7 protein-coding genes are annotated in these 11,670 nt (G+C 48.2%); 2 read left to right on the forward strand and 5 right to left on the reverse strand.

Annotated features, from left to right (window positions below; translation table 11 throughout):
- Positions 1–13: 13 nt before the first annotated feature.
- Complete coding sequence (locus NFI81_RS06055) at positions 14–1,627, forward strand: Na+/H+ antiporter (RefSeq protein ID WP_234613448.1); 1,614 nt, start codon at positions 14–16, stop codon at positions 1,625–1,627.
- A gap of 12 nt (positions 1,628–1,639) precedes the next feature.
- Here the strand turns inward: NFI81_RS06055 and NFI81_RS06060 are convergent, their stop codons facing one another.
- The 4 genes from NFI81_RS06060 to NFI81_RS06075 form a co-directional block, all read right to left on the reverse strand.
- Complete coding sequence (locus tag NFI81_RS06060; protein WP_234613447.1) at positions 1,640–2,593, reverse strand: bifunctional metallophosphatase/5'-nucleotidase; 954 nt, start codon at positions 2,591–2,593, stop codon at positions 1,640–1,642.
- Positions 2,565–3,326, reverse strand: coding sequence for a 5'-nucleotidase C-terminal domain-containing protein (locus NFI81_RS06065; protein ID WP_234613446.1), 762 nt, complete (start codon positions 3,324–3,326; stop codon positions 2,565–2,567). The genes NFI81_RS06060 and NFI81_RS06065 overlap by 29 nt, the downstream gene beginning before the upstream one ends.
- A 118-nt stretch (positions 3,327–3,444) precedes the next feature.
- Positions 3,445–5,034: a RagB/SusD family nutrient uptake outer membrane protein gene (locus NFI81_RS06070; RefSeq protein ID WP_234613445.1), complete on the reverse strand. Its 1,590-nt coding sequence runs from the start codon at positions 5,032–5,034 to the stop codon at positions 3,445–3,447.
- A 22-nt stretch (positions 5,035–5,056) separates the two neighbouring features.
- On the reverse strand, positions 5,057–8,731 hold the full coding sequence (locus NFI81_RS06075; RefSeq protein WP_234613443.1) for a SusC/RagA family TonB-linked outer membrane protein: 3,675 nt from the start codon (positions 8,729–8,731) through the stop codon (positions 5,057–5,059).
- Between the two features lie 320 nt (positions 8,732–9,051).
- On the opposite strand from NFI81_RS06075, the gene NFI81_RS06080 reads away from it, so the two are divergent.
- Positions 9,052–9,447, forward strand: a complete 396-nt coding sequence (locus NFI81_RS06080; RefSeq protein ID WP_234613441.1) for a hypothetical protein — start codon at positions 9,052–9,054, stop codon at positions 9,445–9,447.
- A gap of 73 nt (positions 9,448–9,520) precedes the next feature.
- Here the strand turns inward: NFI81_RS06080 and NFI81_RS06085 are convergent, their stop codons facing one another.
- Positions 9,521–11,668 carry a M43 family zinc metalloprotease gene (locus NFI81_RS06085; protein WP_234613439.1) on the reverse strand — a complete coding sequence of 716 codons (2,148 nt, stop codon included), beginning with the start codon at positions 11,666–11,668 and terminating at the stop codon, positions 9,521–9,523.
- Positions 11,669–11,670 lie beyond the last annotated feature (2 nt).

Genomic DNA, 11,670 nt, shown 5'->3' on the forward strand with positions numbered 1-11,670 from the left:
ATCTCAATCCTTTATGTCTGAACAAATTATACTTTACATTTCGCTGATTGTCATCATTCTGTTCCTTGTCATGCTGGCGCAGCGTATCAAGGTTTCCTACCCCATTGTTTTGGTGATCGGCGGACTCGTGATAAGCTTCATACCCGGCTTGCCAACCATTTCCATTGACCCGCAACTAATTTTCCTGATCTTCCTGCCCCCCTTACTTTACGATGCGGCGTGGCAGACTTCGTGGAAAGATTTTTACAAATGGCGTCGTGTGATCGGCTCGTTTGCGTTCATTGTCGTAATCCTTACTTCCTGCGTGATCGCCTACGTTTCCAATTCCATCATTCCCGGATTTACCTTGCCATTAGGCTTCTTGCTGGGCGGCATCATTTCCCCGCCGGATGCAGTTGCCGCGACGTCCATTCTGAAAGATGTGAAGGTTACCAAACGCCTGGTAACCATTTTGGAAGGCGAAAGTTTGCTGAATGATGCTTCCAGTTTGATCGTTTTCCGGTTTGCCCTGGCCGCTATTTTATCCGGCACATTTGTGCTGCAGGATGCTGTTAGCAGTTTCTTCATCGTGATCATTATGGGCGTCGTGATCGGATTAGCCATTGCGTTGATCTTCTACGCAATCCACCGCTGGCTTCCTACCACGCCCAGCATCGACACCATTTTGACCTTTGTGGCACCTTATGCCATGTACATTGCGGCGGAAGAATTTCACTATTCAGGTGTAATTGCCGTAGTGACGGGCGGACTATTTCTTTCCTATCACAGTCACAGCATTATGGGGCATCTGAGCAGGATTCAAGGCGTAAATGTTTGGTCCACAGTAGGTTTTGTCTTAAATGGAATCGTATTCATGCTCATTGGCCTCGAATTGCCTGTGATTGTGGATGAAATGGGGCCGGGCGCATTGCCGGACGCCATTAGATACGGGCTCATTATTTCGTTGGTCGTGATTGTGACGCGGCTCGCATCGGCCCTCGGCGCTTCCGTGTTTACGGTGATAATCAGCCGCTTTATCCGCACGGCCGATAGCCGGCCAGGATTCCGTGCGCCGTTTATGTTTGGCTGGGCGGGCATGCGTGGTGTGGTTTCGCTGGCGTCCGCATTATCCATTCCGCTGTTACTAACCAATGGCCAGCCATTCCCGCAGCGCAATATGATCCTGTTCATTACATTCATAGTGATCCTGGTAACGCTTGTTTTCCAAGGTCTTACGCTTCCGCTGGTCATCAAATGGATGGATGTGGGGGAAATGGATTACGAGATCAGTGCGCAGGAACAGGACATTAAAATCAGACGAAAGCTGGCAGAGGAATCCTTGCAACTAATCAACGCGCGGCATGCGGATGAGCTTCCTAAAAACGAATTATTGCAGAGTCTGAAGGCAAAATTGGAAAGCGACATCGGTTTTCTGGAACACGTCAAAAATCCCGAAGCGACCGGTGATGGCTATGAATATATCAAAGAATTCCAGCACATTACCAAAGAACTGCTGGACCACAAACGCAGCGTTCTCAACAAATTCAACAAAAAAGAAACCTTCGAGGAAGAGGTAATCCGCCAGCATCTCGCTCAGCTCGATTTAGAGGAAGAAAAGATACGCCAGCAGTTTCTGCATATGGAATGATCATTAAAGCAATCAGACCAACCCATGCTCATGCACCGGGTAAACGGCCGCAACCATTTTCCTGCGTTTGGATTCCCTATCAAAAAAATAATCCAGCCGACCCAGGTTAATGCCCGCAAAACCAACCTGATTAATGGTCGTGACCTTACCATCCAGGTTCATGATGTCTTCCGGCAGCTTCATGAATGTGTGCGTGTGCCCGCCGATGATCAGATCAATGTTCCGGGTTGATTTCGCCAGGATCTGGTCGGAAACTTTTTGGTCTTTGTATTTATAGCCAAGATGCGAAAGGCAAATGACCAGATCGCAATGTTTGTCATTTTTGAGGAAGGATGCGGTTTCGTTGGCCTTTGCAATCGGGTCCTGGTATTGGGTCTCTCCGTAATTCTTTTTGTTCACCAAACCATGCAACTCGATCCCAAGCCCGAAGATGCCGATTTTCAGTCCCTGTTTCTCAAAGATCTTATAGGCTAGTGTTTTGCCTTTCAGCTCGGTATTATCAAAATTATAATTGCTGACCAGGATCGGAAATTTCGCATGCGGAAGCTGCTTTGCAAAACCGGCAACGCCATTGTCAAAATCGTGGTTGCCCATGGTCGCGGCATCGTAACCCATATCGCTCATGATCTGCATTTCCAGTTCGCCTCCATACAAATTGAAATACGGCGTTCCCTGAAAAATGTCTCCGGCGTCCAGCAAAAGCACATTCTTCTGCTCCTGTCTGATTTTTTTTACCAAAGCCGCCCTGCGTGCCACCCCGCCCAATCCCTGGTTTCTGGAACCATCCATCGGAAATGGCTCAATGCGGCTATGCACATCGTTCGTATGCAGAATGGTCAGCTGAACCGCCGAATCGCGGGCCAGCGCTTCGAATGGAAAGCTCCCCAAAGCGAATAATGCCGCCGTTCCTGCACTTTTCCTGAAAAAATCCCTGCGGTTATTCTTTAACAATGACAATTCTTCCATCGAGCTGAGCGGTTACTTTTTTTCCCTGACGGGTCAGATCATTTATATTATCCAAAAGCGCTTCACGCACCTTTTTGTTAATTTCTTTTCTTTCAATGGGTTTCCGCAAGCATTCCAGTTCATCGCCTCCGTCCGCCAGATAATCGTAAGTGAGCAGGTTGTAGGTCTTGGTTTTATCAAACGGCTGACCGGCAATGGTCACGTCATAAGCAACGCCATTCTTGATTTTCATGCGCATCCCTGAAATGGGCTCGCCCTCTTTCTTGGCTATAAAATCAATGACCTGCTGCACATTTTCACCGGATAATTTGAGCGTAACCATTTCATTTTCAAACGGCATCAGTTCAAAAACATTCGAAACCGTGATGTCGCCTTTGGGAAATGTGGTCCTAAGCCCGCCTTTCGTAGACAATGTAAATTGGATTGTCGGGTCTTTTTTCAAACCTTCTGTAAGCATTGCGTCCGCAAAATAGTTGCCCATTAAGGTTTCGGGGGTTGATGGTTTGGTGAGCTCCTGATCGGTCTGCCCGATCACTTTGCTCATTTCCGCCTGCATTTTTTCTTTATAGGGAAGATAATATTTAACGACCGAGGAGTCTTCACCAGTCTGAGCATCAATCCCGTATTGCTTGTATTCGTTTTTGGTAACAGCCAAATGTCGTTGGCAGGAAGCGCAGAAAGCAATGGCGGCAATCCATGCCAGATAACGAAATTGTCGAAGAGACGGGGTCATAATGCTAGTTTGTTGCATACAAAAATAGCGATGATTTTGCTAAAAAAAGACTTCCCAAATTCCGGCGGCATGATCTACCTGAACCTGGGAAGTCTGAAAGTGTCAGTATTAAGCGCGCTTACCAGCCGTCGTTTTGTCTCAGATTCGGGTTCGCATCAATTTGCGATTGCGGGATCGGATACAGTTCCAGCCTCGGCGAATATGGGATCAGCACATTATCCACGATCTGATCTTCTGACATGGCTGCGATTTCCTGCTGCAACGTGCCCCAACGGCGGATGTCAAAAACCGTTGTCATTTCACCGGTAAGTTCCAGTCGTCGTTCTGCGCGGATGGCAGTCCGCAATGCTGCAGCAGCCGTTGCCTTCGAAGCCGTTGCTTTCGCACGTGCGCGTACGCGGTTCAGTATGGGCAATGCCAACGCCGTTTTTCCTGTTTCTACCAGCGCTTCTGCATAACTCAGCAACACATCTGAAAAACGCATTTCGATCAAATCCGCGCTGTAACCCTGCACCGCAGCGCCCGCAGGACGCGGCACCCGCGCCAGTTTGCCGTATGCTATGCCGTATTTGAAATCGTCGTGGGCCAGTGATGCGTTGGTGCGCTTGATAATGTAGTTTCCAATGGTTGGACTATAAATAATGCTGTCGCCTTCCTGTGCCCCTGCCCTCGCGCCTCCTGTGAAGACATATCTGTCAACCAATGTAAATGGCCGCCGCGTGTCTGTTTTTTCAAAGAGCTTATAAAAATCGTAGGTTAAGCCGTAGTTTGTCTGCTCATCACCATTGACCAGTCCGGCAGGGAAAAGGTTGAATGGAAGAATGTTTCCATTGGGGTTGGAAGAATTGACAAAATAACCGAATGATAAGACAATCTCACGGTTACGCTCGTTATCCAGCGAAAACACTTCTGCAAAGTTCGGGATCAGTTCAAAATCATATTTTTCTTCATTCACTGGTCCAACTAGCTCGGCAAACTTGTCCACTGCTTTTTGATAATTCTCTGTTTTGTTCAATGGTTTCCCTGCCATAGTCAGATAAACCTTGCCAAGCATTGCCTTCGCCGTACCCGCAGAAACACGGCCCAGTTCAGCACCTCCCCTGGAATCGGGTAAGTTGGCTTCTGCAAAGTTCAGATCAGCAATAATGGCATCATATACAGCCACATCCGTTTCCTTGGGAGCGAAAATGATATCCTCGTCGGATAACGAAGTGACTTCTTTCAGGATTAACGGCACCCCGCCGAATAACCGAACGAGATTAAAATACGCATAACCTCTTAAAAAACGCGCTTCGGCAATGTACGGATCTGCTTCCTCTTCCTCACCCGGAACAGCCAGTTTCGCATTATCAATCACCGTATTGGCACGGAAAATGATTTTGTAAAACCTCGACCAAACCGCTTCAAAAGCACCGGATGTAGACACATGTCCAAAACGATAATAGGGATCAGCACCAGAGCCCAGAATGCCGGCCGTTGCATAACGGTGACCCGATTCTGTCAGGATAAACCGGCTTGAAATGTCCACAAAATCAGGCGCCGTCCAGGCTTGGTAAACGCCAATCGTGGCCTGATTAAGGCCATCCTCGTCTTTGAACACAACTTCTTTGCTAAGCGAAGAATAAGGTGACTCTTCCAGGTTGTCCTTGCAGGACGCAATGCCTAACGCCAGGATGAGCATTGCAGAAAATTTTATATGGTATTTCATATTTGTAATGCGTTGGTCGGAATTAGAAATTGCAGGAAATGCCTATGGTGTACGAACGCTGCGACGGATAAGCACCGTAGTCAATGCCTTGTTGCAGAAGCGATTGTGCGTAAGAACTCACCTCGGGATCAAACCCTGTATATTTAGTCAATGTCCATAAGTTGGTTCCTGTCACAAACAATCTCGGGTTCTGGATCGGTCCCAGTTTTGGAAAGGTGTATGAAAGGCTCAGCATTTTCAGGCGCATAAAACTGCCGTCTTCGAGCATAGTGGAGTTAATGTCCCCGGAGGCAATGCCTCGCTGAATACCCGGATATTTCGGATTGTTATGCGGTCTCGATTCTGTGTAGCGGTTGTTATACCAGTCTTCCGATTGATTAAAACCTACGCCGCCGTAGTCGACCACGCCATTATTAATGTAAAAACTCGTCAGGTTAAGCACATCATTTCCCACCGAACCTGTGAAGAGCGCATTCAACGAGAATTTTCTCCACGTAAAGTCATTACTCCAACCAAATGTGAAGTCCGGTGTGGATTTACCCAACACGACACGGTCGTCTGCGGTGATAATGTCGTCACCATTCGTGTCCTCATAAATCCAGGCTCCATACAGTGGCGTGCCCTTTGATCCCGGCGGTCTTGGCCCCTCGAATGTGGCGAAAAGCGGGTTGCCATCGCTATCAAATGATGTGGTCTGCGTCAGGCCGGAGACGCGGAAACCAAAGAAACGTCCTACTTCCTCCCCCGGTGTCAAAATCCCGGAAACACCGCCGAGCAGGTTACCATTTATGCTCACATAGTCGGGCTGGGTCCGCTCACCCAGGTCTACCAGCGTGTTTACATTGCGAGAGAGGTTAATTCTGGACGAGAATGTCACATTCTTTTTCTGAATGATGTTTGCCTGAATGCTCAACTCCACGCCTCGGTTACGCATCGTTCCGTAATTGTCGATGATCGTTCCAACACCCGATTGTGTAGGCACTTTTCTGGGTTGGAGCAGATCGGAGGTCACTTTGTTGTAGTAATCAAAGCTGAAAACCAGCCTGTCGTTCGCCGCATTGAAATCCGCTCCTACATTAAACTGGCGCGTCCGTTCCCATGAAAGGTTCGGGTTGGCGACCGAGTTCGGGAAAATTCCTGTGTTAATCACACTGCCGTTTCCACCGGGTCCCATTTCATAAAATCCGCTGGTATACTGAGATAGTGAAGAATATGGTCCAATCGCCTGGCTCCCTGTTTCACCGAAGGATGCCCGCAATTTTGTATTTGAAACAAATGTAACACTCTTCATAAATTCCTCCTGTTCCAGGTTCCAGGCAAGTGCAACGGACGGGAATATGCCGTATTTATTGTTCGCAGCAAATGCCGAGGCACCATCGATCCTGATGGAAGTGTTCAACACATACTTTCCTTTGAAAGAATAGTTAGCACGAAGGAAACCCGATTGCAAAATCCGTCGCTCCTTGAACGAACCAATGGCCTGCGATTGCGCACTTCCAATGTTATCCACTCCAAAAAACGGCACATCGAAGCCCGTATAGTTTGTGCTGACGAATTCAACAATCTGGTCGTTATATTCCACACCTAATGTCGAGTTCAGGTAATGGTCTTTCTTGAATGTCTTCTCATACTGGAAGTAAGCATTCACATTATAGCTATACGTGTTGGAAGTGTTGTTGCTTCCGCGTCCTTTCACCTGGTTTCCCTCTGCTGTGCTTGGCGGAAGGAACGCATTTCTCCTTGTTAAGTTCTGGTTACCGCCTAAGCTAACGACAAGCTGTAAACCGTCAACCAGCTTGAAATAATTTTCAATGTTCAAAACAGAATAGTCATTTTGCGTAACGTCTGTTTTTGCCATTAATTCATTCACCGGATTCGCAAAATAGTAACCCTGATAATTGGGAATACCCAAGCTGTTATTGCCCAGATAATCTTCCTCCAATGTTGGTGCGGCACGAAGGCCGTCCATCAAACCACCGGAATTAGGCCACGCGCGGGAAGCTGTTACCGCACGATTGGACTTTTGTCTAGTAAAAGCAACTTGTCCTTTTACATTATACCAATCATTGACCTCATTGTTCAGATTGACGCGCAAACTAGCCCTCTGGTTATTGGAATTAATGATCGTCCCTTTTTCTTTGAGATAGTTACCCGAGATATAGTAGGACGATTTCGGACTGCCGCCGGAGAGGCTCAATGTAATGTCTTCCCGAAAACTTGGCTGCGTAACCGCCTGCACCCAATCCGTGTTCGTCAATGTGCTATCCAGGTTTTCAAATGGCGCATTCCGGCCGGAAATCAGGTAACTTTCATTGATCGTTTCCGCGTACTGGCGCGAATTCATCATTTTGATCGGATTGGAAATCGTCCCAAAAGAAGTTTTGTTGACCAATTCCACCCGTCCTTCTCCGCGCTTACCTGATTTCGTGGTTATTAAAACAACACCATTGGCACCGCGTGATCCGTAAATGGCCGTTGCGGACGCATCTTTCAGAATTTCCATGCTCTCAATGTCGTTCGGGTTGATGCCGTACAAACCATTTTGCGAATAAGCGCCTGTAAAGTTGGCGCCTGCTTCGCGGTAAGGCGGCATCGGAAATCCGTCGATCACATAAAGCGGCTCATTGTTTCCGCTCAAAGAGTTGTTTCCTCTGATCCTGACCACCGAAGATGCCCCCGGCTCACCCGAAGATTCCACCACCGAAACCCCCGTTGTTCGGCCCTGTAATGCCTGATCCACTGTATTAACCACAGCAGATTTATATTCCTGCGACGAAACCCTGGAAGTAGAACTCGCCAGGTCACGTCTGCTTTGTGCGCCATAACCTACCACCACTACTTCCTGTAAGGCCTTCGCTTCCGGCACCATTTGTACGTTGAACTTAGTCTGGTTTCCAACCGGAACTTCTTTGGCTGCAAAACCAATAAAACTAAATTCCAGAATCGATCCTTTTGCAGGGACTTTCATTTCAAATGTGCCCTCGGGTGTAGTTTCAGACACAATTTCGGTGCCTTTTACCAACACTCTCACACCGGGCAGACCCAACCCTTTTTCATCAACAACCTTCCCCGAAACCGACTTTGCGTCAGCTCCCAATTGCGGGCCTGCTTGCGGGTTTGCTGAGTCAGATTGCGCCGGTGATGCGGCAGCTGGTGATGCGGTTGATGGTGCTGCGGTCGACGGTGTTGCCGTAGCCGGAGCTGCGGTTGCAGGAGCAGCGGCTGCCGGTGCAGCGGCTGCCGGAGCAGTTGTCGCTGGCTGTTGCGCGGGAACATTGCCGGTTGGCGCTTGCTGTGGTTTAGTGCTGTCAGGTTTTGTTGCTCCTGTCGGCGCGGTGCCCGTCGGCGCGCTGCCCACTGGCGTCGTAGCTTGCGGCTGGGCCGTTGAATCGGGCTTTGCGGCGGGTTTTACCAACGGATCAAAATTCTGGGTTGGCTTTACTGCCGGAGTAATAGCGTTTGTATCAGTAGATGTTTTTTGCTTTGGGAGCGTGTCATTGGCTGGCTTTTGGACAGCGGGTGCGGGCTGTGTAACCGGCGTAGGTGATGTGTTTTTTTTAGTGGAATCGGGTGTTGTTTGCTGCGCGTACGTGTGTGTAAACGCAAGCAAGCAGAATAAAAGCAAGACCCGACCCCTCTGAAAAATGAGATCGCCCTTACAAGGCTCCACCTCACTTAATCGTTGAGTTGTTTGCATATTTATCGTTTGGCTAGGTGATAGGACTGTGTCCCGAAAATGAGTAAGTACAGTAATCGACAAAAATCATACCGTTATGTTTCCAGCGGTGATAAAGAGACATTGCCAGGTGCTAACCTATGCAAGTATATGTAAGCGGCGGTTACAAAATTTCCTCCGGATTTCTCGCTATGATAATTTTTTATTTTCCAAATTAATACTCAATCGGATGTGATAATTTTTGGAAACAACCGTAGTAAGATTACATTTGTCAAAATGCCCATAACTCCCGGGATTAAGATTTGCTTTGTTAAGAGGAGTGCAAGAAACTAAATACAACCATGAGCCAGGAACAACTGCTAACCGCCGATTATATTGATTCTCAGATAGGAAATGTAATCGAATACTATATCCGCTGGGAATTTGAAGAAGATCCTTTTTTCGGAAAAGCGAGGATCAAAGGCTTGGTAGATGACGACTTTGGCAAATTGAAAATTATCTGTGACGTAATAGAGGGAAGCGACCTGGAACTGGCGTATGAGGAAGAGGAAGTATTTATGTACTCTGATAACCATCCGATCTACGTCGGCACGCTGCCCGAAATATATTCGGCCAACTGGGTAAGCACTGATGGCAAAAAGAAGAAACAGATTTTCATTTCCCCGCCTAACGAAAATGCCAAGGAATTTGCCATTACGCAAACAAACAGCAAAGTCGTTGTGAAAAGAATTTACTAATTATTGAATCAAAAAAATCGGCTTAACCTACTTGTTATAAGTGGTTAAGCCGATTTTTTTTGTGCTTTGTCTCCTAATGTTTGACGACCTTCTTCGTCAGCACCCGGTCTTCAAATTCTGCTTTGACAATGTACAGGCCGCTGGCGAAATTCGTCAGATCAAAGTCATATACATTGCTGCTTACTTCCCCAGTGATTTTTTGTTCAGCGATCTTTTGCCCTGAAACATTGTAAACCGACACGGACTGTAATCCCTCCGGATGCGGGTAAAACTGCACCGAAATCTGTCCGCTGGTTGGATTAGGCGTTACGAGGAACCCTGCTTCCTTTAAATTTGGGTTGACGGTAACCGTCCGGATATTAATGTCATCGAGAAAAATATCATTCTCATTTCCATTTGTATTCAAAAATGCAATCAGCACTTCGCCCTGGTTAATGTAGTTGCTAATGTTGATCTGTTCACTCCGCCACTCGTTCGCATTCGGTGTGAATGCTGTGCGCGTAGCCGCATTGCGGGTGATCAGCGAAGGTCCCCATTTCTTGTAAACGCTGGTGTATGTCTGGCCGCAATCGGTGCTGATCATGACTTGTAATGTATCCCAGACATTGCCCTGGACAGTCGAATTAGTGTAAGTTGCAGCCGCTAGCTGGAATGATACAAATGCAGAGTCTGCTCCGGCAATGTTCACCGTCGGTGCCCGCAAGTAATCGCGCTCGCCAATTGCTTCGTTACCGAAGTTGGAGATCTTCACGGAAGCTGTGCCGGTTTTGGCAGCAGATGTCGTCTTTTCCCAGGTTGTGCCGGCATCCTCGTTAACAATGTCCCAACCCTGTGGCGGGAATAGGCTCTCAAAACTCTCAACTACAGGCGCTGCGAACGGTTCATAATATGTAAAGGACAGACTCAGCTCATCATTCACGGTGTTCTCATCAGCTGCTCCATTCGGATTGGATGTGTAAATGGTTAGCACATGATTGCCCTCCACGGTCGAAAGTGCAGGCAAATTGACTGTCGTTTCTGCAAAAGTCGCCAGCGAACCTGTCCACCGGAACGTCTGCACAGTGCCATCGTCAATCACCGCATTGATCGTCACCGAAGTAAGCGTCTCGCTTCCCCGGTTTACCAGGACCACCTGCGGGGTTAATGCATTGGCGCATATGCGCTGGTCGGGCCGCGTAATGGTTTTGAGCGACGCATCCTTATTTTTCAGGTTCAGAGGCGTGCAGGCGTCGGAACTGGCGAGGGCCAATCTCGACAATTGAAAAGAAGCATCCATCCGCTCGACCTGACCTTTCGTAAACATGATCAGGCAGTTGTCGGAAGTGTAATCCATATAATTCTGATACATGACGCCCGGTGCGGTCGGGGTGCAGTTATCGGTTTTGATGCCCGTTGGGCAAGTGCCGGTGCTGTTGGTCTGATTGGGCGTATCGGCCACTTCATCGCTTCCGTTGCAACTGCCGTTATCATCGCCCCAAATATGATACAGGTTAAAATAATGTCCCAGTTCGTGCGTGAGCGTCTTGCCGGCATTATAACCTGCCACACTTCCGCCGGGCAAGCTGCCGAAGTCAATAACAACCCCTTGTTCGTCGGGTACACCATCGTCAGGGAATGTCGCATATCCCAGGGTTCCGCCAGACAGATCACAGATCCAGATATTAAGATAACGGTTCGGATCCCAGGCATCAGCGCCACCTGTTTCGGAATGTTTCACAAGATTGGTTGTGTAATCAAAATTTGCCCGCGTAGTGTTATATCGCTCAATTCCTGTTGTTGGTCTTTCGTCAGGTGTGCGTTGCGCGAGGCAAAACTGAGTGCCCGATTGCCCGAACAAGGCCCTGAAATGGGCCGGCACGCGGCTTGCACTTGCGTTTGTACCCGCGTAATCTCTGTTGATCGTGTCGAGCTGCGCCAGGATCTGCGCATCCGTAATCAGCGATTGGCGGTTTGAAACAACGTGAAAAACGACCGGAATTGTAACATCCGCATTGGTTTTCAAAGATTTGCCCGAAATGCTTCTGGCCTGGATCGCTTGTTTGAGACGCAGTTCACGCTGGTCGAACATGATTTTGAGCGTCGGCTGCTTTGAAAACCTGAGATTAAGCAGATCCATCGTTCCGCATTTTTCCTGCGCGCGTACAGGAGCGCTCTGCACGAGAGAAAGTACGATCAGCAGGCCGACAAGAAGATATTTTAAGTTCAGTAAAGAGTATCGCATTA

The organism is Dyadobacter fanqingshengii, from assembly GCF_023822005.2.
In the GTDB taxonomy this organism is placed as follows: domain Bacteria; phylum Bacteroidota; class Bacteroidia; order Cytophagales; family Spirosomataceae; genus Dyadobacter; species Dyadobacter fanqingshengii.